A 25134-nucleotide genomic window follows, 5' to 3' on the forward strand; every position below is an offset into this window, starting at 1 on the left:
GCAAGATGCAAGGATTGATGTACCGGCTTGCCGAGCTCGACGCAAACTCGGCAGGCCTGGTACGAGTCATCGACTACTTCGACACCCTCGTTCGTCACGGCGCGGACACAGCGTCGCTTCTCCGCGCGAGCGCCCAGTTGGCAGATTGTGTTGCGGGCATCGAGATTGCCGAACACGGCCGAAGCAAGAAGAATCTACGCCGTTGTGACCCTCACGGCCGTTGGTCACCCGAACCCCAGCTCACGCCAAGCATCATCAGAGACATCACCGTCGACGACGAAGTTCTCGGCACAGTTTGGATCGAGCGCCCAGGCACAGACTTGCCACTCGACGAGATGCTCGTCGACAGGATGGCCCTGACCGCCTCGATAATCTTGCGGCCCCGACGCTTACTGACCGAAGCCGAACACACTCACAATCTACTCTTCCCGATGGACGAGCTAGCAGTATTGACGTCTTGCGCGGGACTCGGCCTCGCCCCTGCCGCTTCAGTGCGTGTCATCGTGTCCACAACCAATGAAATTGCGCACCTACAACTTTCGAAGGATTGCACACCGGGTCGAGCTACCGGAATCGAAGTGGGCGGCGAATACCTGAATCTCGTGACTGGTTCATTCATCTCGTTGGCAGAATTCTCCGAAATCGCACAAGCGATGCCTGTCCGGGCCGGAATATCTTTGGCTGCTGCCGCTTGCGAAATACACACACTCATCGGCACGGCGCGATTCGCCCGCAGTCAATCATCGGCCACCACACCGATTGTGAACGCAGACGATCTCGGCGCTCTCAACCTCCTGGCACCGGGCACAAAGATCGATCACACCCGAATTCCGGACCTGGTTCGCGCCAGAGAGTTTCGCGAAACCAAGGACGGGACCGAACTGCTGGAAACACTGAGAATGTACCTGCGATCCGGCACACTGAGAGCCGCGGCCGACTGCCTGCACCTTCACCACAGCAGCGTCGCTCACCGCTTGGCGAAGCTTTCCCACCACATCGGATTCCATGTCGACACCATCGAAAATCGTGCTCGTGCAACAGCAATGATGATGGTGCTCGACGCCATGTAGATGCTAATGACCCTCTTCAGAACACTGCGTTTTGATCATCGGCACGAGGAATTGCCGTGCTAGTGCCTCCATCTGCGCATCGTCATGAAGGTTGACGGCCTCGCTGGGAATCATCAGAAAGGAAGCCGTCACTCGGACGAACATCTCGGCCACGAGATCAACATCCACCTCGTCCGCGATAGTGCCCGCGCCCTGTTCCCTGCGGAGTTGCGAAGCAACGAACTGCCGCACCATTGCGAGCGTTCGTCCGTTATCACCGACGATCGATCCATGTACGTGCGGGCCGGCGTCGATGAGCGCCGAGATCAGTGCATTGTTGGAAATCGCACGCAGCGAGCTCACGAACCCCAGAACTATTCGATCATCCACCGTCTCCGCGAGCTCGATATCAACGAGAAATTGTTCGAAGTATGTGCGGAACTCCCGGAGAACAACCTGCTCGACGAGCGAATCCTTGGTGGCAAATTTCCGGTAGACGGTGATTCGGGACAGGTTGGCGGAGCGGGCCACGTCCTCCATCGACGTGCGCTGAATTCCCACTTTGCAGAACTGTTCGTGGGCCGCATCGAGTAGCCGGATACGAGAGCGATCTTCCTTGCCTGGAGCTTCGCCTGCCATCACACTCCCGAGGGACGTAATCGATTCCAAGGCAGACGAATTGGGATCCTTGCGGGTCACATGCACTCCTTCTTGCCACGAGGGTGCGCAGGTGGAAAATCAGACAAAACACTTGTGGCGCCCATCACGCTATGCTACCAATGATACGGAGATACATGATTTGTTTCATTGCTTCATCGGACTAACCGGGAGTAACGACATGGACGATCTCAGTAGGCGCAATGTGTTGAGAGTTGGCGGCACACTCGGAGCACTCGGCGCACTCAGCGCGCTCGCAGCACCAGCCAGTGCGCAGCCGTGGCACTGGTCACCAGCGGGTTCGGTGCCAGGAACCGGGAACGGTGCAGATCCGAGACAAACATGGGACACCCAAGCGGACCCGCTCGTGGCATCTCTCCTCGACCGAGGTGACGTTCCAAAGGTCAACGAACTCTTGCGTACCTGGAAGAAGAACGGTCAGCCGCTGCCAGCGGGACTTCCGTCCGACCTCCGCGAATTCATGGAACAAGCGCGGCAGCTACCGTCGTGGACCGATCAGAACAAGCTCGCGGCGGCCGTGCGATTCAATGAGAAACGAGGTCTCTACCTCGGTGTTCTCTATGGCTTCGCCAGCGGAATGATGAGCACTGTCATCCCCAAAGAGGCCTTGGCAGTGTATTACTCCAAAGGCGGAGCGAACATGAAGAACCGCATCTCGAAAACCGCAAAGTTGGGATACGACATCGGTTCTCGCAACGCATTTCAGGCTGACGGCGAGATGATTGTCACCTCCGTCAAGACCAGACTGGTGCATGCCGCGGTGCGGCACCTGCTGCCTCAATCTCCGCACTGGACGCACATGGCGCCGGAGGACGTTCCGATCAGTCAGCACGACATGATGGTCACCTGGCACAGTTTGCCGACTACCGCCATGCGAAACCTGAACGCGTGGAACGTGAAAGTCCCCACCGACGAGTCCGACGGATTTCTGCATTCGTGGCAACTGAGCGCTCATCTTCTCGGTATCGAGGATCAGTACATTCCCGCGACGTGGAACGACGCGGAATCTCAAGCCACACAAGTGCTGGACCCGATCTTGGCTCCCACCCCCGAGGGAATCAAGCTCGCCGACATTCTTCTCGATCTGGGTGCGGGCCTCGATTTCACACTTCTCACTCGGCCCATCCTCGGCGCGTTGACTCGCTTCATGCTGGGCAACGAAATAGCCAACTGGCTCAATATTCCGCGCGAACCCGTGTGGAGCACCCTCCTGGAAACGGCATGGGGTCCATTCGTGAAGGTACGGGAAGGGCTCCTTCCCGTACCCCTTGCACCACATGCCTACTGGACCTTCGACGAACTACTCCGACAGTTCGTTCTGCTCTACATGTCCGAACTTCGACCGATCAGCATCGAGATTCCCGAGTTCAACAACCCGAATTACCGCTGACAGGACAATCTGCCACCATGTTCGAATGGAGCAGCCAACGGCCGAGCAGTCATTTGCCGCACTCCTCGAAGTGAGTGCGGTTCCGCTTCTCAAGCAGCACGGGTTCCGGAAGCAGAAACTGACCTTCAGACGGGAGCGAGACGACGTTGTCGACGTCGTCAACCTGCAACGGTCCGCGGGAAACAGCTACGAATCGATACGTTTCTACATCAATTGTGGTGTCTACTCTCCGGGCTTCGATCGAATCCTCGGAAAGCCGGAAAACGAGCGCCCGGCCGAGGTGGACTGCCAGTACCGACGCCGGATCGAGAACATCGCCTCCGGCATCGGACCACACGTGACCGTCGACGCAGAGACCGATATCCCCGCGACTGCTGACATTGTGTGCGCCGCACTCACGAGCGCACTGGAGGTGATGTGCCAGCTTCGTGGACCAGATGATATCGTCCGATTTGCATTGTCGGATATAGACTTTGATGTATTTCGCTACCGGTTCGCGACAGGCGACAAAGCCGGTGCGGATGAGCAATACCAACGAGCGCGCTACCAGTTCGGCGCAGAGCCTCGCTGGCAGCGCCTCGACGACCTGTTTCGACAAGCGTCCGCCCGCACAGTCGGTGCCGATTGACACTACGACGGCGACAGCGCGATATCCGTCTGCCGATCACACCCTTCCGCGGTGCGACGAGCGCATTCGTTGATCACCTCGGTGATGCCGGACCGTGCCAGCGTGCGGCGTTGCACCATTGCCCCGTTACCCTGCTCGAAGACTTTCTCCAGTGAGGCAGTAACCCGCTCGAGCTCGCCGAACTCGGCCAGCATCGGCGCAACGTAATCCAGCAGTCGCCGAACCAGCTGACGCGTGGGCACCAGACGCACGGTATCCATGTCGAGAGCTCGACCGGCAATTCCATCCCGGGCGGCCCGCCAGCACGCCGCACGCAATACCTCCTGATCGATGATCGGGGCCGGGCTGCCCGTCGCGATCTCTTTCATCACGGTGACAACAAGCGCGTGTACCAGCGTGGCATACGTGATCGTCTCGTCGACTGTGGCTGGAATGTCACTGATCCGAATCTCCACGGTAGGAAGATGATCCGAGACCCGAACATCCCAATAGACCATGTGGGGGTCCAGAATGACACCCGCCTCGAGCATCGTGGCGATTGCGGCGTCGTAGTGATTCACGGACTCGAAGTGCGGCGGCGGCCCGCAGCTCGGCCATCGCCCGTACATGATGTAACGCCAACTGGCATAGCCAGTATCGATGCCGGCACTGATCGGCGAGTTCGCAGTCAACGCCAAGAGCGTCGGTAACCACGGACGCAGATGGTTGATGATCCGAACGGCTTGTTTGCGGTCCTCCACACCGACATGCACATGGCAGCCACACATCACTCCCGCAGTAAGAGCGCCGAATTCACCGGCCATGCGTTGATATCTCGAGGTGTCAGTGGTCTCGTTGGGCGGTGGATCGTAGAACGGTGTTCCCACTGCCAGCAGCTGGCATCCGTCGTGTGCGGCAGCGTCTGCTGCAGCGAAGCGCAGTTCACGCAGTTGATCCCGAAGGTCGCGGATATGACCCCCGATCGATGTGGCGGTCTCGACCTGGCAGCGAGTGAGCTCCAATTGAAGATCGACACCGAGGTCTCTTCCTGCGGCTGCAACTTCGGCATTGCGCAACCTCGGCTGTTTGGTCAGCGGGTCGCACAGGAGGAATTCCTCCTCCACGCCCAGAGTGGGCGTGTCTAGGACGGCAGATTGAGGCGGAACGGTCGTTTTTGCCATGGGGTCCTCGGCTTCGACAATTACAAACCACGAGTCTTCAACGGAAAGAGCGGAATTCAGTGGTTTCGAAGTTCGTCGATCAGTTCACTTTTCTTCATCTTCGAGTACCCATGCAGGTCCAGTTCCTTTGCTCGCGTCTTCAATTCATCCACGGTCCATTCTTCGTACGAAGTGGACCGACCGCCAGTTTTAGCGACGTTCGAACGACCACGATTCGCTGCTGCGTTGGAGATCCGCGCCGCCTTCTCCTTGGAATCTCCTTTCTCGCGCAATTTCTCGTAGAGATCCTGGTCTTTGAGTTGCGGTTGCGAGTCCCTACGAGCCATCTGTCCGTCCCTTCTTCTGCTGGAGGCATGCCTGTGTCTGAGTGAATCGCTGCACTATGTCGGACCTACCCGAAAGAGTGTTCGGCCAAACGGATATACGCGTAAGGATCGACTACCGGGGCTGCAAACTAGTCACGATACGTACACCAAAGCGCCTAGCAAACAAAGACTCTCGACCTAATCGCGCAGGCATGATCGTAACGCAGCCCCGACAACCGATATTGCGTTGTCGCCGACTTGAAGGGTACGCAGTGCGATACCGATCTTGCGGGCCGGCGGATCTTCGAGCTCGAGAACACGAACTTCGCCAGGCAATTCGGGACGGCCCAGACGGGGCACCAGTGCGAGCCCGAGACCCGCGGCTACGAACGGGACATGCAGCGCGAAGTCGGAAATTTCTGCGGTGATTCGTGGCCGATGACCATGCAGGGCGAACATGTGGATGAGCCATGAATGACAAATCGTGCCCGCGCCGGTGGACACCCAACTGTATGTCGCGAGGTCTTCGAGTCCAGGCGACTGGGCAAGTGAATGGTCTCGGTGGCAAATTACGTCGGCAACGTCGTCGACCAGATCGTCGGCAGTATTGTCGGCAGTATCGTCGGCAAGGGGACTCACTGTGATCGCCGGATACACCGGCGCCTGCTGCCCTTGCCAATGATGTGTGACCGCAATGTCTACCATCCCGGCTGACAGGGCGCGATACGCCTCGCCTGGGTCCATCTCGGCGAGTGAACAGGTGAGCTGCGGGTGTTGATCCTGAACTTCGGCTATCGCCGTCAGCGCACCGTGCCGGATGGCGGTCGTAAATGCGGCGACACGCACATGGCCCACAACTTGCGTCTCGCGACCGGACGAAACACCGAGAATGGCCTCCAACCGAGTCACCACCGGGCCCGCCTCGTCGAGGAGCGCATGAGCCTCGGGCGTCAGAGTCACTCTCCGCCCCGTGGGCGTCAACAAGGACCGACCCGTCGCCTTTTCGAGTCGCTTGAGCTGCTGACTGACCGCGGAGGGACTCAGTCGCAAAACTGCGGCTGCAGCTGTGACGGTCCCATGTTCCTTGACCGACTGGAGCGCGCGAAGCGTGGCTAGTTCATCCATGAAGCAATCCTTCACGAAATAGTCCTCGAATATGCGATGGACATGGACAGTGCTCACACCGGAAACTAATCGAAGTCCACGACCGAGCACAGAGGAGAGAACATGCTGCCCATCGCGTCCGTACTCGGGATCGGGCTCATCGCGCTGGGAATGGTGCTGACCCCCGGCCCGAACATGGTCTACCTCGCGTCGCGCTCCATCTCACAAGGCAGGCGCGCGGGATTGGTCTCGCTGGGCGGCGTCGCTCTGGGATTTGTCTTCTACCTGGGTGCATCCGCTGCAGGACTGTCCGCGCTGTTCGCGGCGGTCCCGGCCGCATATACGACCGTCAAACTCGTCGGCGCCGTCTACCTGGCATATCTCGCGTGGAACATGCTGCGACCAGGCGGGCGCTCACCGTTCGAGGCACGAGAACTCGACGCTCACTCCCCTTTCCGGTTGTTCGCCATGGGATTGGTGACAAACATCTTGAATCCCAAGATCGCGCTGATGTATGCGGCACTCGTCCCTCAGTTCGTGCACCCCGAAAACGGACCGGTGCTAGGTCAATTCCTTCAGTTGGGACTAGTTCAAATCACCGTTGCTGTGGCGATCAACGGAGCGATAGTTCTCGCTGCGTCATCGGTCTCCGAGTACCTTCGTCATCATCCTCGGGTCATGGCAGCCCAGCGCCTCGTCACCGGGGCACTTCTGAGTGCGTTTGCCGTCAAGGTTGCCGCAACATGAATCTGCGCTGTGGCAACTCACTTGAATTTCCAACAAAATGCCTTGGGGGGTGGCGAGCGGGGGCTTTGAGGGACCATCATCGATAGGTGAGTTTCGTCGGATTTTCCACGCGACGTGCACAGGTGGATCGATGTAGTCCATGACCGATGTCGACCCCTTCGCGACGCAATTCGACGCGACAGGTTCGGTCGCGGCGGAATTGTCTGCGTCCGGGTTCGAGGACGCTACCGAGATCGGCCGTGGAGGTTTTGGCGTCGTCTACCGCTGTCGGCAGCCGTCGCTCGACCGGACCGTGGCAGTAAAGGTTCTCACCACCGACCTCGACGAGGAGAACCGCGCACGGTTCTTTCGAGAGCAGCGCGCAGCAGGCCGACTGACCGGACATCCCAACATCGTGAATGTTTTTCAAACCAGCGTCACCGGTAGCGGACGGCCCTTCATCGTCATGCCGTACTACGCCCAAGATTCCCTCGACACCCTGATCCGACGGCACGGACCGCTCCCACTAGGTGAAGCACTGCGCCTCGGAGTGAAGATTGCCGGCGCCTTGGAGTCCGCGCACCGACTCGGCATCCTGCATCGAGATGTCAAGCCCGGAAACATCCTGCTCACCGATTACGGCGAACCGGCGCTGTCCGACTTCGGCATCGCTCATTTTGCCGGTGGATTCGAAACTGGCACAGGCATTGTCACGGGTTCACCGGCCTTCATTGCGCCTGAAATCGTGACCGGCGGGCCGCCGAGTTCCGCAGCGGATGTCTATGGTCTCGGCTCTACGTTATTCGCCACACTGACCGGACACGCTGCTTTCGAACGTCGCAGTGGTGAACGACTGGTCGCCCAGTTCCTGCGAGTTACGTCGGAGCCTGTTCCGAACCCACGCGAGTTCGGCATCCCGGACGACGTCGGCGCTCTCATCGAAAGAGCCATGTCCGCCAACCCGGGAACCCGCCCGTCGTCACAGGAGCTAGGACAACAACTCCGCGAAGCACAACGCCGCCACGATCTGCCTGTCGATGAAATGTCCTTGTACTCCGAACCTGCACGCACGCAATCCGTCCCATCGCCCACAGCACAGGGTCATCCGCAAAACGAGTACCCCGAAAAAAGTATTCCTCCGCCAACGGATCGCACCGGGGGACTCCCGCTCGAGCTGACCAGTTTTGTCGACCGCCGTACCGAACTCGCCACGGCCAAGAACCTACTGACGACCGCGCGACTGGTGACATTAACCGGAATCGGTGGTGTGGGAAAGACTCGACTCGCATTTCGGATCGCCGCCAAGACACAACACAGTTTTGCCGACGGCGTCCGGCTGGTGGAGTTGGCGGAGCTGCAGGAGCAATCGCTGCTCCCAGGTGTTGTGGCACGCACCCTGGGGATACAAGACCGGTCTGCGAAGCCCGTCCGGGAGATGGTTGCCGAGTTCCTCGCTCAACGAGAGCTTTTGCTGGTACTCGACAATTGCGAACAGGTAGTTACTGCAGCGGCGCAGCTATCCGAATTCCTGCTACGTGCCTGCCCCGACCTGAAGATTCTGGCGACGAGCCGCGAACCACTCGGAGTCGGAGGAGAGTCGATTCTCCTTGTCCCCCCACTACCGGTCCCCGATCCCGACAACCTACCGAAGGGCGCGCCGAGTAACGATGCCGTGCGACTGTTCGTCGATCGCGCCACCGGAGTTGTGCCGGGCTTCGAACTCACGCAGGACAATAAAGTCGCCATCGCGTCGATCTGTAGGCAACTGGACGGGCTTCCGCTACCGATCGAGTTGGCAGCGGCGCGATTGCGGGCGATGTCGCCCACACAAATCCTGCAGCGACTTTCCGAGCGATACGCCTTGTTGACCAGTGGAAGCAGGGACGCACCGTCAAGGCAACAGACATTGCGAATGTGCATCGACTGGAGTTACGACCTGTGCACTCCGATGGAGCAAGCAGTGTGGGCGCAACTGTCGGTGTTCTCCGGTGGATTCGAACTCAAAGCCGCAGAACAGATTTGCGACGGAGAGCTGACACCGACGGACGTGCTCGACGCCGTGACGTTTCTGGTCGACAAGTCGATACTGATCCGTGAAGTATCGGACAACACCGTGCGTTTCCGGATGCTGGAGACAATCCGTGACTACGGGCGACAGAAGGCACAAGAAGCCGGAGAGCATGAGTACACGGAACTTCGTCGCCGACACCGCGATTGGTTCGACGCTCTGGCGCTCGCAGCAGATACCGACTGGATCAGTCCTCGGCAGATCGAGTTGATCACCACTATCGCTCGGGAAAAGTCCAATCTGCGGGAGGCTTTGGAGTTCTGTGTGTCCGACAGCCCTGAAATCGGCACTCGGATCACCACGGCTCTGTTTTCCTACTGGCTCGCCCGTGGCGCAATCACCGAAGGCCGCCAATGGCTGCGCCGCTTCAGCGAATATCGAATCGGCCCACCAACCATCGAGCGTGCCAGGGCAATTCATGCCGGAAGCCTCTTGTCTGCGGTCCAGGGAGATATTCAAACATCAGAAGCACTCGTCAAGGAGGGGCGAGTCCTCGCCGGCCAGTCGACCGACCCGCTGATCAACGCCTATCTCCAGCATGCAGAGGGCTATCTTGCCTTGTTCAACGAGGATCTTGCCGAGTCGTGTATCCACCTCGAAAAGGCTGCTCAGTTGTTCACCGAACAGAAGAACCTGCCCTTCCAGGTAACTGCCTTGCTTACCCTCGGCATGACACTCGACCTGATGGATGACACCGACCGAGCAATCGAATACAACGAACGCGCACTTGCCATTACCGAGGAACACGGCGAAACGGTGTATCGGACGTACGTCCTGTGGACGCTGGCTGTTGCGACCTGGAAGCACGGCGATGGCGATCGGGCATCTCGACTACTGAAGCAGGCATTGCGATTGGGCCGCAACCTCAATGACCGGTTGAACGCCAGCGTGTGCCTGCAAGCATTGTCGTGGGTCGCGATCGACAGCAAGGATGCCCGACGCGCAGCCATGTTGATGGGCGCCGCTGAGAAAGCGAGCGGGTCTGTCGGAGGTTCGTCTGTTGTCGTGCCGAGCATGGCCGTCTTCCAAGACGATTGTGAACGCAAAGTCAGACTCGCGCTGGGCGAGCGAGCCTTCAACAATGCGCGTAGCAAAGGCGCCGACCTTCGGTTCCGCGACGCTGTCGACTACGCACTGGGCGAGGAACGCACCAGCCCGCGAAGTTCCACTACCGGCCCGTCGAGCAGGCCGACAAAACGCGAACTCGAAGTCGCCGCACTGGTAGCTGACGGTCTCACCAACAAGGAGATCGCGACCCGCTTGGTGATCTCGCCGCGCACTGCGCAGGGCCATGTGGAGCATCTACTGGTGAAGCTCGGCTTCACCTCTCGCACACAGGTTGCCGCATGGTTTGCGGAATCGAAAGGCGATCGCACAGAACCGAAGTAGTTGCCTTGCAGTCAAATTCCCTAAGTGGAGAGGACTGCAGCTAGAGCCTTCAACTGTTCGCGGCGATACTCCCGCGCCGGAGTCGATCGGGCTTCGATCTGATCGAAGCCGTGGTAGGCACCTGGTACCTCGAACAGTGTGCACGGAACGCCGGCGTCGATGAGCCGCTTGGCGTAGTTGAAGTCTTCGTCGTAGAACAAGTCGTGTGTTCCGACGCCGATCCACGTCGGCGGGAGTCCCGTGAGATCTTCGTACCGTGCGGGCGCGGCCAACGGCGGCACATCCGTGATCGACGATCCGAGATACGCGCTCCATCCGTAGCGGTTACTGCGGGGACTCCACACCCTGAATCGGCTCTCGTCGAAGTCTGTTCGTTTGGTTGTCCGGTCATCGAGCATGGGATACGACAACAACTGGAATGCGGGCAGCACCTCACCGCGTTCTTTGGCCAGCAGAGTCAGAGCAGCGGCCAAGCCCCCACCGGCGCTCTCCCCCACGACAGCGATTCGGCTCGCGTCGACGTCAGGTTGATCCGCCAACCACCGCAGTGCGCGGTAGCAGTCCTCCAAGGGGGCAGGATACGGATGATGCGGTGCGAGCCGGTACTCCACCGACGCTGCAACAGCACCCAATTGCGCGGCGATGTTCCGGCACATTCCATCCCCCATCGCTGCGCTGCCGATGACATATCCACCGCCATGGATGAAGAGCACACCCGGCCTGGGGATATCGGGCGCGGTGGGTCGGAATACCCGGACTGAAACATTCGCGTCGCAGCGGACAACATCCCCGCCTTTTGGCGGCACCAGGGCTCCTAATCCGGTGAGTCGACGGAGGAGTCCCGCAGTGCGCCGAGTGATCACGGTGCGTGGCAGGAATCGTGCGAGCTTCAATGCGGGGTCGAAATCCGTCGCAACCCGATCCGAGGTCATGGCATGTTCGCTTTCCGTCGACGTGTTCAACGAAACTATCGCGATTGCGACACCCTAGGCGGAAAACAACATGATTCAACAACCTGTGTAGTGGCCCGTCCGGACATCCAGGCAACCTGTTGGGGGTTAACGCCAGTACCTGTCACCTCCGCCAAAACATCCCTACGGTGAAAACATGCCTGAAAATACGATCGCCCTGAACAACGGCGTGGAAATGCCGGCCATCGGGCTGGGCGTTTTCCAAACCCCACCGGATGTCACGGTTTCCGCCGTCGAGTCGGCCCTTCGCACCGGCTACCGGCACATCGATACTGCCGCCGCGTACTTCAACGAACGTGAGGTCGGTGAAGGTATCAAGCGTTCCGATGTCAACTCCGACGAGGTGTTCATTGAAACCAAAGTCTGGATCAGCGACTACGGTTTCGACACCACCCTCCACGCGTTCGACAAGGCGACGGGAAAGCTCGGCGTCGACCAACTCGACCTTCTTATCTTGCACCAGCCGCTGTCCAACCGTTTCGACCTGACCCTCGACGCCTACCGAGCTCTCGAGAAGCTACTCGCCGACGGCAAGGTCCGGGCCATCGGAGTCAGCAATTTCATGCCCGCACACCTCGACCGACTCTTGGCCGAGACAACCGTCGTACCTTCCGTGAACCAGATCGAACTTCACCCGTACTTCCAGCAGAAGGAACTGCAGCACCTGCACGCCGAGCACGGCATCGTGACGCAGGCCTGGTCGCCGATCGGCGGCATCACCTCCTACGGCGGCGGCGAGAAGAGCACCTTTGACGATCCGACTTTGCTCGATATTGCTGCGCAGCATGGTAAGTCGGCAGCCCAGGTAATGCTGCGGTGGCATCTGCAGCAAGGTCGCTCCGCTATCCCGAAGTCGACAAAGCCAACCCGCATCGCCGAGAACTTCGACGTCTTCGACTTCGACCTCACCAGCGACCAGCTTGCTGCGATCGATGCCCTCGACACCGGCGTACGCGGTGGACCCGATCCCGACAGCATCACACTCGAGAACTACGGCCGGGAGATCCCGGAGGCCTAATGCTTGCGGTGCACCTTTATTGGCCGCCCGTGGTCAACAGAGGCGCACAATTCAATTGCGCATCAGGCAGATTGAACAATGATTAAACGGGACGCGTTTCGGGAAGGCGTACATAATGGCCACATACAGAGTGATCAATCCCGCAGGTGATGTCATAGATACCCGTGACATTGAGAGCGCCGACGACGCACACGCGTGGTTCGTGGACGTGTGCGCCGACAATTCGGAGCTCGGGTGGCGCATGGAGGTAGGACACGGAGGAGACGAATGGTCCTTCTTCGACGACAGCGAAGGTACATCATCACGCTGAGCTCGAAGTATGAACGGAGGAAGTGAGAGCAATGAGTGAGTTGCTGAAAGGAAAGCGGGTTGCCTTCCTGGCAGCCCCCGAAGGCGTCGAGCAAGTTGAACTGACAGATCCCTGGGATGCAGTTCGTTCGGAACATGCTGAGCCTTCGCTTATTTCACTCGAGCAGGGAACAATCCAGGCATTCAATCATCTGGACCGAGGCGATGTTTTCGACGTCGACGATGTAGTCGAATCAGCGTCGACATCGGACTACGACGCCCTCGTACTACCTGGAGGAGTCGCAAACCCGGACTTCCTCCGCATGAACAAAGAGGCTGTTGCGTTCGTCCGCAGTTTCTTCGATGACGGAAAACCTGTCGCTGTAATCTGCCACGGACCGTGGACGCTCGTCGAGGCCGACGTAGTGAATGGTCGGACGCTCACGTCGTGGCCCAGCCTGCGCACCGACATCACGAATGCCGGCGGCAGTTGGGTCGACCACGACGTAGTTGTGTGCACGAACGGACCGAACACCCTTGTGTCAAGCCGGAAACCCGACGACCTCCCGGCCTTTTGCTCGAAGCTGATCGAGGCGCTCTCTGCCTAGCGTGTCGATTCAGGCACCTACGCGGTCTGCTGCCTTGTTGTGACCTTCTTGACGAGCGCAGTGAGCGCAGCAGTACATCGTGTCTTCCGCTTCGATTCCATGTCCGAGAATGCGGCATCCACAGTGCGCGCACTGTGGTGCCATTGCCTGGGCGGCGCATTCGAAGCTGTCGAAGGTGGCAGTGCGTTCGCCACGCGTGACTGTAAACGTCTTGTCGTACTCGTTACCGCACGTTTCGCAGGTAGCCATGAGCGTCTCCCTCGTCAGAAGCCGTCGGTGCTCTCGACGGCATGTCTGATCGTGGTACCCAGACTCGGTCCGACGTATCCTCTATGGAAGCTTCACCCCCAGTAACACTGGGACCAAATCGCTTTCACACCAACGGTCGAGGAACCGAGCGATTTCGACCCACTGTCCGCGCGGTGAGAACTCCGAGAACGCATTCGATCCGGTCGGTCGATTTCGTCGGCGAACTCGAGCCCGCACGGTTCGCCGGAAGGAGATCGGGTACCTCCTGAAAATGACGACACGACCACCCCGGCATCCGCCTCCCCCCGTCTCCACCCACGACAGGTCCAGCATGGACGATCTGTTGCAGACTATGACGCGAGCGGTGAACACACTGGCAAGAGCTGAAATTCGATTTGCTGTTGCGGGCGGTTGTGCCGTGTATGCACGCGGCGGACCACCATCGGGGCACGATGTCGATATCTTCCTGCGCAAGCAGGACGTGACTCCGGCATTGCACGCACTACGCGAGACCGGAATGAAACCGGTTAACCCGCCCGAGGATTGGCTGGCAAAGGTGTACGACAGCGACGTACTCGTCGATCTTATTTTCTCTGCCTCAGGGCGCGACATCACCGACGAGTTCCTGGACCGGGCAACGTCTATGCGGGTCGGTTCCGCTGTCGCACCCGTCGTCGGCGCGACGGACTTGATGATCGACAAACTGAACGTCCTCGATGCTCATCGTTGCGACTTCGTTCCCATGCTCCAGATCGCGCGCGATTTACGAGAGCAAGTCGACTGGCCGGAAGTTGTCGACCAGACACGAGCCTCGCCGTATGCGCGGGCCTTTCTTGGGCTCCTCGACGATCTCGAGATTGCTGCGACAAAATAGGCAAGCGAATGGAGGCAGGGAGGATGAAGGCAGAAGAGCAACTTCCGCAATACCTGGTGGCACACATCAGACGAGCTTTCGCCGAAGATCCACGAACATCGGAACTCGGTGTGCGGGTGACGATTCGAGGATCGAAGATCTACCTCAGCGGTGAAGTGAACAGTCTCGCCCGAAAGCGGGAACTAGAATCGGTAGTCACGGAGTTGGCCCCCGACATTACCGTCTGCAACGACATCCATGTCGTGAGTTCCGCTGAACCACAATCTGATTACGAGGACTTACAGTGATCCGGGTCGCCGCGGTCGGCGATGTGCATCTCGGCGCAGATTCACACGGCGAGTTGCGGCCCGCACTCGACATGGTATCCACCCACGCGGACGTCTTGTTGCTGGCCGGCGATCTCACCCGACATGGAGGCCGGGATGAGGCGAAGGTTGTTGCCGACGAGTTCGCAGACCTGGGAATCCCGGTAATCGCAGTGCTCGGAAATCACGACTACCACAGCAATGCCGTCTCAGACGTTACGGATACGCTTACTGCGCAAGGGATTTCTGTTCTGGAAGGCGAATCTGTCACCATCGACATTGCCGGACAAACATTGGGGATTGCAGGCACCAAAGGATTCGGTGGTGGATTCGCGGGTAAATGCGCCAGTGTGTTCGGAGAGCCACAAATGAAGGAGTTCGCGGGCCATACCGTTGACGTCGCCGAGCGCTTCCGATCAGCGGTGTCCTCCCTCGAGGCAGACATACGCGTCGCACTACTGCACTACTCGCCGATCAGCGACACTCTGCACGGTGAACCGCCCGAGATCTACCCCTTCCTCGGGTCGTATCTCCTCGGCGAACCTATCGACGAGTTTCAACTCGATCTGGCACTCCACGGGCATGCTCACGCCGGAACCGAGCGTGGCACAACCCCAGGTGGGGTGAGGGTGCGCAATGTTGCACAACCAGTTATCCGAGCAGCATATGCCGTATACGGTCTCGGGTGCGCGGACTCCTGACTTCGAACCGCGAGGAGGCGTCGCACCAGGTCATCCCGGGCAGGCGGGGGTGACCATGTCGTAGATCCGTTCCGCTTGATCCTGAGTGGGTTCATTGCCGTTGTGTGCAGCGAGCGTTCGGATTTCATCCGTGACCTGCTGCTCGTCCACTCCGTTCGCAATGTCGTCGCAGGACTGGAGAACGATGAGCTCGATGCTGCTGTCGTCACGATCTTGCGTCAGTTCCGAGTAGCCGGCTCGAAAGGCGAAAACAAACGATGCAAGTTTTGCTTGATCGATCATTCCCAGATCAGTCGGTGACGCCGTCGGCTCACTCTCGTCTGTTCTCTGCGCCGGAGATCTCGCGGTTTGCTGCGTAGCGTAATCATTACCGTCACTGGTGGATTGGTCGGTATCGTCACTGCCGCACGCGACGGCAGAGACAACAGCGCAGGCGATCGCGACGGATGCAATGGTCTTGTTCATGTCTTCTTCTCCTCGATTCGCGATTCGTGATCGCCTGGTCAACGAGTGCGGTCGTGTGACGATTCGGTGATCGGCAATGACGTGACTACCGCCTTGTCCACGTGCACCTCCGGAGACAGCACTTGGAGTGGAAGATCGTTCTGAGGATCGGGTACCGCGGAGAGATGCTGAAGGATGACACCTTCGCGTAGGGCCCATGGGCTCACATCGATCGAATCGACATCGAGGGCGTAGAGCGTCTCATCGGCCACGATCGCGCCTGCAAGAATCTGGTGAGCGCGCGATCGCGCCACGCCCTGCAGTTTGGCACGACGATCGGTGGTCATAGTGGCCATCCGTGCAACCCATCCGTGAAGATCCTTGCGCGACAATGTGCGTCGCACAAATGGCCCCTTTCGCTGGGCCGGCGCTCCGGCCAGTCGTGCCAATTGTTTGAAGGTCTTCGACGTGCCGACAACTCGCTGCGGTTTCCCTTCCCAGAGAAGGCGATCCGCTGTCTCACGCAGGGACGAACGTACGTACCGACGCAGTTCTTTGACCTGCTTACTCGGCGGTGGATCTGTATCGAAGAAGGTGCGAGTCAGCCGTCCAGCGCCGAGCGGGAGCGAGACTGCCAACTCCGGAGCGGCATCGCGCCCCAGCGTGATCTCCATTGTCGTACCGCCGATATCGATATCGAGCAATCTGCCGGCGCACCAGCCATACCAGCGGTGCACGGCAAAATACGTCAAACGTGCTTCCTGCAGGCCGGTAAGAAATTGTGGACGTAATCCACACTCCGCGGCCACACGATCCAGAACTTCCTCCCGGTTCGCCGCATCGCGGATCGCAGCGGTGACAAAGAGATAGATCTGATCAACCTCGTAATGCCGCGCAGCCTCTAGTGACTGCGTCACCGCGTCGCACACCCGCTCTATTCCGTTGCCGTCTAGACACTGGCTGGCATCGATCGACTCAGCCAAACCTGTTGCGGCTTTTAGTGCGTGCAGCGGTAGTGGCGGCGCCCCTGCAGTAGCTTCCACGATCTGAAGCTGCGCCGAATTCGAACCGACATCGAGAACACCGAGCCGCATGCGTTAGCGAGTACCCCGAACACGAGAGCCAAACATCCGAGCCCGTTTCGCGTCAGCAATCCAGGCGGTGGCGCCTGGTCCACTCCACGATAGCGGAGGCAATCGCGTCGGGCCGATCCTCGGGTGCGAGGTGGCCGGCGGGTCCACATTCCATGACATCGAGGTGGGTAATATTCGACCTGCTCCACTCGATCTCGTCGCGGCCGACCATGAGTAGTTCGGACGGGCCGTTGAACGTCATCAGGAGTTTCGGTACATCGCTACTTCCCGCGAGCCACTCTCCGTACGACGCCACCCGCGTGTGTACGTCCGCCGGGGCGCCTTCGATGGGGAATGCCCGCGGCCAGGCAAGCAGTGGCCGGCGACTCTCGGATGTGGGGTACGGAGCACGATACGAAGCCGCATCGCCGTCCGAGAGTCCGCTGAGCACGGTCTTGTCGAGAGCAACCTCGAGAAAGAAGTTCTGTTCGAGCACCTTCGCCTCACCTGTTCCGGGAGTGCGCAATGCCTCGACTCGCGCCCTGGCGTCACCCGGAAAATGTTCGGCCCACGTCATCGGACGGAGGATCGTCTCGAGGAAGGCGACCCCGCGGACGCGATCGGGATGCCGCGCAGCCCAGTCGAATGCCAGTGCCCCGCCCCAGTCGTGTCCGACGAGCACAACATCGTCGAGTTCCAAGGCGTCGAACCAGGCGTCGAGGTAGCGGGCGGTGTCTACGAAGCCATAGTCGATCGCGGGTTTACCGGACTCTCCCATCCCGATGAGGTCGGGGGCGAGAGCGCGGCCGAGGGCACTAACCGACGGCAGAATATTCCGCCACAGGTACGACGACGTGGGATTACCGTGCAGCAGCACGAACGGCGGACCGTCACCCGATTCCCGATGAGCCATGTTCGAGTCGAGCACAGGCGTGATGGGCATGACGTCTCCTCAAAATAGTTTCCATGTACTCTATTTTCAAATAGTAGCCATGTACTCTATTTTCATGCAAGACCGCGAATCATGGACAACCGGAGCACTCGTCTGGCACCTGAGCCTGCGCTGGCGCGCGGGAGTCGACCGTGCGCTCACCCATCTCGGCCTCACGCACGCTCAATACTCGGTACTCGCGCCCCTTCACAGCCTTGTCTGTGCGGGCGAAAGACCGAGCCAACGCGAACTCGCCGAACAGACTGGACTGCAACCGATTTACATCTCCAAACTGGTACGCGCGCTGGAGCGCAGCGGCTTCGTCTCGAGCGAACGCGATACCCGCGATGCGCGCGCTGTTCGTCTCGATCTCACTGAAGAGGGTCACCGAACTGCGTTGCAAGCCAAAGAGATCGTTCGCCAGCTGGACCACGAGAACACACATGCTCTCGGAGGTGAGGGCGGCCGCGAAATCGCAGAACTCCATCGAGCCCTCGTCGCACTACTCGACGCGACCGATGCAGCTGACGAATAGGCCGTTCATCGATCATCGTGCGAAGTTCGAAGTTGGCTCCACCGAAGAGCAAAAACGGACATACTAAACTTCATGAACATTCGATCTGCAGTTCTCTACGCCGCAATCGGCAAGGCCAGCGGGTTTCGCAGCACAGTCGGGATCACCACGTTCCTGGTGCTCAGGTTCCGGGGCACACGCTACGAACGACTGTCGATCGGTGGATCCGTCGTTGCAATCGGTGGCGAGTTCGTCATGGACAAACTCCCGACGACACCATCTCGGCTCGCGCCTCCATCCTTGACCGCACGAGCTGCAGCCGGGGCCGCCGCCGCCTACGCGATTGCTCGGGCCCAGAGTGAACCCGTCGCCCCTGCCATCGCAATCGGCGCCGCCTCGGCGGTGGCAGGCTCGTATGCAGGCCACGCGTACCGGGGGTGGGCATCGAAGCGAGTTCCGGCACTGGGAGCAGCCCTCGTCGAGGATGCAGTCGCCCTCGGAATGGGAGCGGCCGTGCTGGGCCAAGTGTGATACTCGATTGCGTCCGCCGACTGATCGCACTGGAAGATGACAGTTCGGCACACCCTCTGTCGATACGGCGAGCGTAGCCGTATGTCACAGTGGGCCAGAATATTTCCGCCCAACGGAATCAGTCGTGGCTTTTGCGGGCGCTCTTGCCACACTGGATGGAATGACGATCCACCGCACTGCGCAGACACTCACGGTTGAACGTTCGGGGTGCGTAGACCCCCGAGGATCACCTTGACCACTTCGTGGGCGAGCCAATCCACAGACTTGTCCTCGGTCGGCGTATACCACTCGCTCGATGACCAGATGGCATATCGAAGCATGTGGTCGACGACATCGATGTCAACGTCGTCACGAAAAATGCCCCGAGCAACTCCGGCGGCAAGAGCGCTCGACCACTCCCTCTCGAATTGGCCGAACAGCTCCCCGATGTTGCCTTGCTCGAGAATTGTCGCGTGGATGTAGTCACCCTCACGACGCCAGATGGACGTTGCGTGCAGGTACTTGTGCGAACAACGCAGAGCGATCTCGGAAAGCGCCTCGATACGTTCTGTGGGCTCCACGGCAGTAACTGCATGCACCTTGTCTACAAGTTCCTGGAGATAGACCCTGACGATCTCTGCGACGATCGCATCTTTGGAAGGGAAGTAATGGTAGAGCGCACCGGAGCGCACTCCCACTGCGTCGCCGATCTCCCGAATCGTGGTGGCGGCTATCCCTTTTGCTGCGAATATCTCGCCGGCGCGATCGAGGATTTGCTGTCGTCGCTCCTGCGGTTCCATATCGTCTGTTCTCCTGATGCTGTTTCGCGCATTCGACTGTCTGATTCGACCGCTCACCGAAACGAGCGAATGACCCCTACAGTATCGACCTGCGCTCGGAGAGTGGCCGAAGGTACCGCGAATGTAACTGCCAGAGCGCAATTTACTTTGAAGTTGTGAACTCACATCCGTATCGATCAGAGAAGAGGGCATGAAAACACTCAGTGGGGATAGAGCACTTGTGACAGGCGCCGGCCAGGGCATCGGCCGTGGGGTGGCTCTAGCACTGGCGGATGCCGGCGCAGTCGTAGCAGTGGTAGGTCGCACTCGGGCCAAACTCGACGAGACGGTTCATATGATCAGCGAACGAGGTGGGTCCGCATTCGCCTTCGAGTGCGATGTGACCGACACCGATCAGATCGATCGACTGATTGTGGACGTAGCAGGTCGAATGGGTGGGCCGACCATCCTGGTCAACAACGCGCAGACAGCTGCACACGGCCTGTTACTCGACCTCGATGAGGTTGTGTACCAACAAAGCTTGGATTCGGGCCCACTGGCAACGTGGCGACTGATGCGCCTGTTCCATCCATATCTGGTTGACGGCGGACGGATCGTCAATGTGGGATCTGCAGCCGGAATTCGCTGGGATCCGTCAGGATTCGGTGGATATGCTGCCGCCAAAGAAGCAATTCGGGTTCTGACGCGTACCGCCGCGTGTGAATGGGCGTCCGACGGGATTCGCGTCAACGCGATTCTGCCGCTTGCCACATCGCCGATTCTCGACGACTGGGCTCGGATCAGTCCGGAGGAAGCTGCGGCCTACGTGAAGACTGTGCCGTTGGGAAGGCTCGGCGACCCGGAAACCGACATTGGACCCGCTGTCGTGTTCCTCTGCAGTTCAGCCTCGCACTACATCACAGGCCATGCATTGCCCGTGGACGGTGGCCAGGCCCTCGTCCGGTAACTTTTCAGTTCAACGGAATTGGCCTGTCGCCTGACGATCATTCCTTCTACGTTCAAGGAAGAACGATAGGAAGGAAGTGTCATGGCGCCTGTCGACTGCGCATCGTGCGGCCAGCGAGTCCTCGTCGAGAAGTACAGCTCGATCCATACCGGTATCCAATGGCCGGCTGCAGAGAACGTGCGATGCCCTTACCGCGACGTCCAGGTCAACACCCTGCAACCCGGATCACTCGTGCGATCGTGCAGCGGGCTGAGCGACGCTGTCCAGGCTGCAATTGAGAACGGCAAGCTTCGCGAATCTCCTCGCCCTGAGGGCCTTTCGCACGTATCAAATCATCGCTGATCGAATCATCGCTGAATACACACTGGAGGATTCATGACCGACATCATCGCCGAACCCGAGGTCAGGGTCATCGAGGCAGGCAAGAACCCGACTCGATTTGCGCGAGGCTGGCACTGCCTCGGCCTGGCCGAGACGTTTCGTGACGGAAAGCCGCACCAAATCAAGGCTTTCGGCACCGACTTGGTGGTGTTCGCAGACTCCGAGAACGAGTTGCACATCCTTGACGCATACTGCCGACACATGGGCGGCAACCTCGCGATGGGGCAGATCAAAGGCGACTCCATCGCCTGCCCGTTCCACGATTGGCGGTGGGGCGGGAACGGGCGCTGCACTGGCATTCCTTACGCGCGGCGCGTCCCTCCGCTAGCACGCACACGATCGTGGAATGTACTCGAACGCAACGGAATGCTCTTTACCTGGCATGACCCGGAGGGCAACAAGCCGCCGGAGGACGTGACGATTCCGGAGATCGAGGGATGGGGCACCGATCGGTGGAGCGAGTGGTCGTGGCGCACCTTCCACGTGGAGGGCTCGCACTGCCGTGAGATCGTCGACAACGTTGTCGACATGGCTCACTTCTTCTACGTTCATTTCCAGATGCCGGGCTACTTCAAGAATGTGTTCGAAGGCCAGGTCGCTGCACAGCACATGCGCTCGGTAGGCCGGGACGACATCAAAACCGGTGTACAGATGGACCTTCCAGATGCCGAGACCGTGTCGGAAGCTGCCTACTACGGTCCGTCTTTCATGCTCGATACGGTGTGGACGATTTCCGGGGACACCACGGTGGAGGCAAAGGTCATCAACTGCCACTACCCTGTCACCGACAATTCGTTTGTCCTGCAGTACGGCACATGTGTCGAACGCACGCCGGGCAACTCGGACGAGCAGGCCGAAGCCACCGCTCAGATGTTCACCGAGGGTCTCGAGACGCAGTTCCTCCAGGATATCGAGATCTGGAAACACAAGAGCCGCATCGAAAATCCGCTCCTCACCGAAGAGGACGGGCCCGTCTACCAACTTCGCCGCTGGTACCAGCAGTTCTATGTAGACGTCAAGGACGTCACAGACGAAATGACCGCACGCTACGAGTACGAGGTGGACACCACTCGCGCTCTGGAGAACTGGTCCACCGAGGTGCAGGAAAATCTCGCACGCGTCGACGCGGATACGTAAAATTCGCGTGAGCTCACAGTTGCCGCGCCCTGCCCCAGCAGAGCGCGGCAACATCAGTTTCCGGACAGTCGATTTCGGATCGTTGCTACCGCGAGGCGGACAGGGACCGAGACAGCCATCGGATCGAACGTACCGGTAGGGCCGGTTACCGAGATCGCGCCAATCGGACTGCGGCCCTTGATAATAGCGGCACCGACACACGATACTCCGAGCACCGTCTCGTTCCGATCGTGGGCAATTCCGCGGTTACGAATGTCGGCATACTCCCTTCGCAGTCGAACTGGGTCCACTATCGTGTTCGGCGTGGAACGCGGCGGCGTCAGCGCCGCGGTCGGATCAAGCTCTGCCATCAAGGTTTTGCCTATTGCCGTCGACGCCGCGGGAAGGCGCCCGCCGGCGCGGGTGGGCAGCCGAACGGCGAAGGAGCCACCGACTTTGTCGAGATAGAGAACGTCAGCGCCGACGGGGACTGCGAGGTGAACCACGAGACCCGTAGTCGCGTGCAGTTGATAGAGGACGGGCTGCGCCACGCTGTGAAGCCGATCATGATGCAACGCAAGCGAACCGAGTTCGAATATCTTACGACCCAACCGGTACGTGTGACCCTCACGTTGAAGCCATGTCAGACGTACGAGTTGTCCGAGCATGCGGTGGGTCGACGACGCGGGAAGCCCCGTCCGTCTCGACAAGTCCGACAAAGTCAGTCGCTCGTCCTCATCGAAAGCCTCGAGCAATATCGAGGCGCGATCGAGTACCGCTACCGGGGAATTTTCATCACAGGGCATGGGGCATCTCCGTGGGTCGGCAGCGTACGGCAGGCACGCTGCATGAATGACCCCTTCGGCTTTAAGGGCCATATGCAGGTTGTTTGATCGCTTGATCAATGTACAATCGGACTATACAGTGCAAGTGACAGGGGTCACCACCTGACGGACACGCCAGATGCCAACGGCAACTGAAGCGACACTCGGGAAACCCCGGAAAGGAAGGCGTCCATGGCCGTTGTCGACATGAACGACAAGAAGTCCTCTGCCCCACCGGCCGGCGGTCGGTCCACCACAGACTTACCGCCGTCGATGGTCGAGCGGATGACACTCATTCTCGATGCCTTCGATGGACGGGCAACCCACCTCAGTCTCGAAGAAACCGCACGACGCGCCCGGTTGCCGCGATCGACCGTCCACCGCATTCTCGAGCAGCTCGTCAAGCTCGACTGGGTCGCTCACGCGCCGATTGGTTACCGCCTCGGCCGACGCGCACTCGGACTTGACGGCGGCATCGGCGACCACGGCCAGCTGCGTGCAGCCGCAGCACCGCTGCTGCACGACCTACACCTGAAAACCGGAATGGTCGTGCATCTGTCAGTTCTCGACGACTGCGAAAATGTCTACCTCGACAAGGTAGGTGGACGCTTTGCTACGACGCTACCGTCGCGCGTCGGCGGTCGCGCCCTTGCACATTCGACGGCAGGCGGCAAAGCGATGCTGGCGTGCATCGCTCCCGAACAGGTGGACACCCTGTTCGGTGTGACGCTCCCGCGCTGCACCGACAGCACCATCGCGGACATCGCAGTTCTGCATCAAGAGCTGAGCCGTATTCGGCAGCGTCGAGGCTTGGCCTTCGAGTGCGGCGAATCAACACCGGGTGTCGCGTGCGTCGCGTCGGCTATTCGCGGGCACGAAGGGCCGATCGGCAGCATCTCGTTGTGCAGCGATACGCAGACCGCTCAGCTCGAGCGGGTAGCGCCATTGGTGCTCGACGCAGCTCGTGAGGTGTCGCGCTCCCTGTACCCCGAACTGGTCGCTCCACGTCGTGGCCGCAAACCTCCACCGGTTCCCACGAGCACTTTCTCCGCAGCAACGATGGATCGCCTCATGGCGTCGTCCGAGCACTGGATCTGAAGCCATCGGATTCGTGCTTGGAAGATTTCACACAGCAGCCAACCGCCTGAGAATCCCAGCCAAAGTCTCGACGCCCGCAGCAGCCTCACTCGTCCGCCGGAACAGTCCGACGGGCTCGGCTGTACCAGGGGCCGACTGCGGCAAGCGCACAAGCGTTCCGTCGTCGAGGTCGGTCTGCGGCACACGCTCGGGTGTGAACCACACCGAGTCACTGCGGCGGGCGAGAGTACGCGCAACCGATACATCAAGTGTTTCAACACAACCGCTCGGCAACGTGAGCCCATGTCGGCGCAGAAACACTTCGGTGTGCCGGCGCGGAACCGTCCCTGTTGTCGCCACCACCAATGGAAATTCGAGTACCCGCGGCATCGGCACCGGTTCCACAAACGCCGTCAAAGGATGTTCGGGGCGAACGACAAGTGCCAGCGATTCGGTGTAGAGCAGTTCGAAGTCGATTCCCTGCAAGACATCGGGATCCGTCATTCTGCCCACCACCAAATCAAGGTCGCCCGCGCGAATCCCCTCCAGGAGTGCGTCGTTGACTCCAGCGACAACATGTACCCCCAACTCCGGATACGTTTCGTGCAGCTGTGAAATCGCCTTCGGTAGTAGAACACTCGCGACTGTGGGAAGCGCACCTACGCGGACCGGCACACTGGGTACGCCGGGGGCGACCAACGCCCGTGCCGCCGACGTCATGGCGTCGACGGCCGCAGATGCGTGGCCGAGAAAGTACTCGCCGGCCGGAGTGAGACGGGCACCATGACGGCCCCTCTCCACGAGACGCATCCCGGCCATCTGCTCGAGTTCGTTGAGCGTCTTGGTGACCGCCGGTTGCGTCAGGTGGAGTCGCTGTGCCGCCCGACCGAGATTGCGCTCCTGCGCAACGGCGACAAAGCAGGTCAGGTGCCGAAGCTGAATTCGGCTACTCGCTACGCCGGCCATGCGCCCAGACCACCAGACATTTCCATCAGCAGAGGTTATGA

General features: G+C 59.8%; 29 protein-coding genes. 17 read left to right on the forward strand and 12 right to left on the reverse strand.

Annotated features, from left to right (window positions below; genetic code table 11):
* Positions 1-5 precede the first annotated feature (5 nt).
* Positions 6-1070, forward strand: coding sequence for a helix-turn-helix domain-containing protein (locus FEZ60_RS23745; protein ID WP_242484780.1), 1065 nt, complete (start codon positions 6-8; stop codon positions 1068-1070).
* A 3-nt stretch (positions 1071-1073) separates the two neighbouring features.
* Here the strand turns inward: FEZ60_RS23745 and FEZ60_RS23750 are convergent, their stop codons facing one another.
* On the reverse strand, positions 1074-1688 hold the full coding sequence (locus FEZ60_RS23750; protein WP_033233896.1) for a TetR/AcrR family transcriptional regulator: 615 nt from the start codon (positions 1686-1688) through the stop codon (positions 1074-1076).
* A gap of 199 nt (positions 1689-1887) precedes the next feature.
* Here FEZ60_RS23750 and FEZ60_RS23755 point away from each other — a divergent pair, with 199 nt between their 5' ends.
* Positions 1888-3117: an oxygenase MpaB family protein gene (locus tag FEZ60_RS23755; protein ID WP_033233753.1), complete on the forward strand. Its 1230-nt coding sequence runs from the start codon at positions 1888-1890 to the stop codon at positions 3115-3117.
* Between the two features lie 25 nt (positions 3118-3142).
* Entirely contained in the window at positions 3143-3745 is a 603-nt protein-coding gene (locus tag FEZ60_RS23760) for a DUF4304 domain-containing protein (protein ID WP_045065662.1), read from the forward strand.
* 2 nt (positions 3746-3747) lie between these two features.
* On the opposite strand, the gene FEZ60_RS23765 is transcribed toward FEZ60_RS23760, so the two are convergent.
* From FEZ60_RS23765 to FEZ60_RS23775, 3 genes are all read right to left on the reverse strand, one after another.
* Positions 3748-4905 carry a glutamate--cysteine ligase gene (locus FEZ60_RS23765; protein WP_045065663.1) on the reverse strand — a complete coding sequence of 386 codons (1158 nt, stop codon included), beginning with the start codon at positions 4903-4905 and terminating at the stop codon, positions 3748-3750.
* 56 nt (positions 4906-4961) lie between these two features.
* Positions 4962-5231 carry a Rho termination factor N-terminal domain-containing protein gene (locus tag FEZ60_RS23770; RefSeq protein ID WP_045065664.1) on the reverse strand — a complete coding sequence of 90 codons (270 nt, stop codon included), beginning with the start codon at positions 5229-5231 and terminating at the stop codon, positions 4962-4964.
* A 177-nt stretch (positions 5232-5408) separates the two neighbouring features.
* Positions 5409-6335 (reverse strand): LysR family transcriptional regulator, encoded by a 927-nt coding sequence (locus FEZ60_RS23775; protein WP_172937138.1) that lies wholly within the window; start codon positions 6333-6335, stop codon positions 5409-5411.
* A gap of 102 nt (positions 6336-6437) precedes the next feature.
* Here FEZ60_RS23775 and FEZ60_RS23780 point away from each other — a divergent pair, with 102 nt between their 5' ends.
* Together FEZ60_RS23780 and FEZ60_RS23785 are read left to right on the forward strand one after the other, a co-directional pair.
* Complete coding sequence (locus tag FEZ60_RS23780) at positions 6438-7061, forward strand: LysE family translocator (protein WP_172937139.1); 624 nt, start codon at positions 6438-6440, stop codon at positions 7059-7061.
* A 139-nt stretch (positions 7062-7200) separates the two neighbouring features.
* Positions 7201-10497: a protein kinase gene (locus tag FEZ60_RS23785; RefSeq protein WP_172937140.1), complete on the forward strand. Its 3297-nt coding sequence runs from the start codon at positions 7201-7203 to the stop codon at positions 10495-10497.
* Between the two features lie 20 nt (positions 10498-10517).
* Here FEZ60_RS23785 and FEZ60_RS23790 read toward each other — a convergent pair whose 3' ends face one another.
* On the reverse strand, positions 10518-11429 hold the full coding sequence (locus tag FEZ60_RS23790; protein ID WP_172937141.1) for an alpha/beta hydrolase: 912 nt from the start codon (positions 11427-11429) through the stop codon (positions 10518-10520).
* Positions 11430-11604: 175 nt separating this feature from the next.
* On the opposite strand from FEZ60_RS23790, the gene FEZ60_RS23795 reads away from it, so the two are divergent.
* The 3 genes from FEZ60_RS23795 to FEZ60_RS23805 all read left to right on the forward strand — a co-directional run bounded on the left by FEZ60_RS23795 (position 11605) and on the right by FEZ60_RS23805 (position 13382).
* A complete protein-coding gene (locus tag FEZ60_RS23795) occupies positions 11605-12486 on the forward strand; it encodes an aldo/keto reductase (protein ID WP_116102453.1) in 882 nt (293 codons plus the stop codon).
* 115 nt (positions 12487-12601) lie between these two features.
* Entirely contained in the window at positions 12602-12796 is a 195-nt protein-coding gene (locus tag FEZ60_RS23800) for a hypothetical protein (RefSeq protein WP_092804825.1), read from the forward strand.
* Positions 12797-12827: 31 nt separating this feature from the next.
* Positions 12828-13382 (forward strand): type 1 glutamine amidotransferase domain-containing protein, encoded by a 555-nt coding sequence (locus FEZ60_RS23805; protein ID WP_045065749.1) that lies wholly within the window; start codon positions 12828-12830, stop codon positions 13380-13382.
* Positions 13383-13391: 9 nt separating this feature from the next.
* Here FEZ60_RS23805 and FEZ60_RS23810 read toward each other — a convergent pair whose 3' ends face one another.
* The gene (locus tag FEZ60_RS23810) at positions 13392-13631 is read right to left on the reverse strand and encodes a hypothetical protein (protein ID WP_084702548.1); all 240 of its coding nucleotides are present in this window, start codon (positions 13629-13631) and stop codon (positions 13392-13394) included.
* A 331-nt stretch (positions 13632-13962) separates the two neighbouring features.
* Here FEZ60_RS23810 and FEZ60_RS23815 point away from each other — a divergent pair, with 331 nt between their 5' ends.
* The 3 genes from FEZ60_RS23815 to FEZ60_RS23825 are packed head-to-tail and all read left to right on the forward strand — an operon-like array spanning position 13963 to position 15511.
* Positions 13963-14505: a nucleotidyltransferase gene (locus FEZ60_RS23815; RefSeq protein ID WP_033233761.1), complete on the forward strand. Its 543-nt coding sequence runs from the start codon at positions 13963-13965 to the stop codon at positions 14503-14505.
* 23 nt (positions 14506-14528) lie between these two features.
* Positions 14529-14792, forward strand: a complete 264-nt coding sequence (locus FEZ60_RS32645) for a BON domain-containing protein (protein WP_033233762.1) — start codon at positions 14529-14531, stop codon at positions 14790-14792.
* Complete coding sequence (locus FEZ60_RS23825; RefSeq protein WP_219110401.1) at positions 14789-15511, forward strand: metallophosphoesterase; 723 nt, start codon at positions 14789-14791, stop codon at positions 15509-15511. Before FEZ60_RS32645 ends, FEZ60_RS23825 begins: the two co-directional genes overlap by 4 nt.
* 30 nt (positions 15512-15541) lie before the next feature.
* On the opposite strand, the gene FEZ60_RS23830 is transcribed toward FEZ60_RS23825, so the two are convergent.
* From FEZ60_RS23830 to FEZ60_RS23840, 3 genes are read right to left on the reverse strand one after another with little or no spacing between them, the layout of a single operon-like run.
* Positions 15542-15976, reverse strand: coding sequence for a hypothetical protein (locus FEZ60_RS23830; RefSeq protein WP_116102451.1), 435 nt, complete (start codon positions 15974-15976; stop codon positions 15542-15544).
* A 38-nt stretch (positions 15977-16014) separates the two neighbouring features.
* Positions 16015-17049 carry a hypothetical protein gene (locus FEZ60_RS23835; RefSeq protein WP_172937142.1) on the reverse strand — a complete coding sequence of 345 codons (1035 nt, stop codon included), beginning with the start codon at positions 17047-17049 and terminating at the stop codon, positions 16015-16017.
* Positions 17050-17101: 52 nt separating this feature from the next.
* A complete protein-coding gene (locus FEZ60_RS23840; protein WP_172937143.1) occupies positions 17102-17971 on the reverse strand; it encodes a haloalkane dehalogenase in 870 nt (289 codons plus the stop codon).
* Between the two features lie 64 nt (positions 17972-18035).
* Here FEZ60_RS23840 and FEZ60_RS23845 point away from each other — a divergent pair, with 64 nt between their 5' ends.
* Positions 18036-18494, forward strand: coding sequence for a MarR family transcriptional regulator (locus FEZ60_RS23845; RefSeq protein WP_172937144.1), 459 nt, complete (start codon positions 18036-18038; stop codon positions 18492-18494).
* Positions 18495-18566: 72 nt separating this feature from the next.
* Positions 18567-19004: a hypothetical protein gene (locus tag FEZ60_RS23850; RefSeq protein WP_202026458.1), complete on the forward strand. Its 438-nt coding sequence runs from the start codon at positions 18567-18569 to the stop codon at positions 19002-19004.
* A 188-nt stretch (positions 19005-19192) separates the two neighbouring features.
* On the opposite strand, the gene FEZ60_RS23855 is transcribed toward FEZ60_RS23850, so the two are convergent.
* Positions 19193-19783: a TetR/AcrR family transcriptional regulator gene (locus FEZ60_RS23855; protein WP_095887446.1), complete on the reverse strand. Its 591-nt coding sequence runs from the start codon at positions 19781-19783 to the stop codon at positions 19193-19195.
* A 190-nt stretch (positions 19784-19973) separates the two neighbouring features.
* On the opposite strand from FEZ60_RS23855, the gene FEZ60_RS23860 reads away from it, so the two are divergent.
* The 3 genes from FEZ60_RS23860 (at position 19974) to FEZ60_RS23870 (ending at position 22247) form a co-directional block, all read left to right on the forward strand.
* Entirely contained in the window at positions 19974-20729 is a 756-nt protein-coding gene (locus FEZ60_RS23860) for an SDR family oxidoreductase (protein ID WP_095887447.1), read from the forward strand.
* An 81-nt stretch (positions 20730-20810) separates the two neighbouring features.
* Positions 20811-21071 carry a hypothetical protein gene (locus tag FEZ60_RS23865; RefSeq protein WP_141485209.1) on the forward strand — a complete coding sequence of 87 codons (261 nt, stop codon included), beginning with the start codon at positions 20811-20813 and terminating at the stop codon, positions 21069-21071.
* 33 nt (positions 21072-21104) lie between these two features.
* The gene (locus FEZ60_RS23870; protein WP_172937145.1) at positions 21105-22247 is read left to right on the forward strand and encodes a Rieske 2Fe-2S domain-containing protein; all 1143 of its coding nucleotides are present in this window, start codon (positions 21105-21107) and stop codon (positions 22245-22247) included.
* 53 nt (positions 22248-22300) lie between these two features.
* Here the strand turns inward: FEZ60_RS23870 and FEZ60_RS23875 are convergent, their stop codons facing one another.
* Positions 22301-23032: an IclR family transcriptional regulator gene (locus FEZ60_RS23875; RefSeq protein ID WP_033233772.1), complete on the reverse strand. Its 732-nt coding sequence runs from the start codon at positions 23030-23032 to the stop codon at positions 22301-22303.
* 210 nt (positions 23033-23242) lie between these two features.
* Here FEZ60_RS23875 and FEZ60_RS23880 point away from each other — a divergent pair, with 210 nt between their 5' ends.
* The gene (locus FEZ60_RS23880; protein ID WP_172937146.1) at positions 23243-24148 is read left to right on the forward strand and encodes an IclR family transcriptional regulator; all 906 of its coding nucleotides are present in this window, start codon (positions 23243-23245) and stop codon (positions 24146-24148) included.
* A gap of 27 nt (positions 24149-24175) precedes the next feature.
* Here FEZ60_RS23880 and FEZ60_RS23885 read toward each other — a convergent pair whose 3' ends face one another.
* The gene (locus FEZ60_RS23885; protein ID WP_172937147.1) at positions 24176-25093 is read right to left on the reverse strand and encodes a LysR substrate-binding domain-containing protein; all 918 of its coding nucleotides are present in this window, start codon (positions 25091-25093) and stop codon (positions 24176-24178) included.
* Between the last annotated feature and the right edge of the window lie 41 nt (positions 25094-25134).

The organism is Rhodococcus sp. MS16 (genome assembly GCF_013277795.1).
GTDB lineage: Bacteria > Actinomycetota > Actinomycetes > Mycobacteriales > Mycobacteriaceae > Rhodococcus_F > Rhodococcus_F globerula.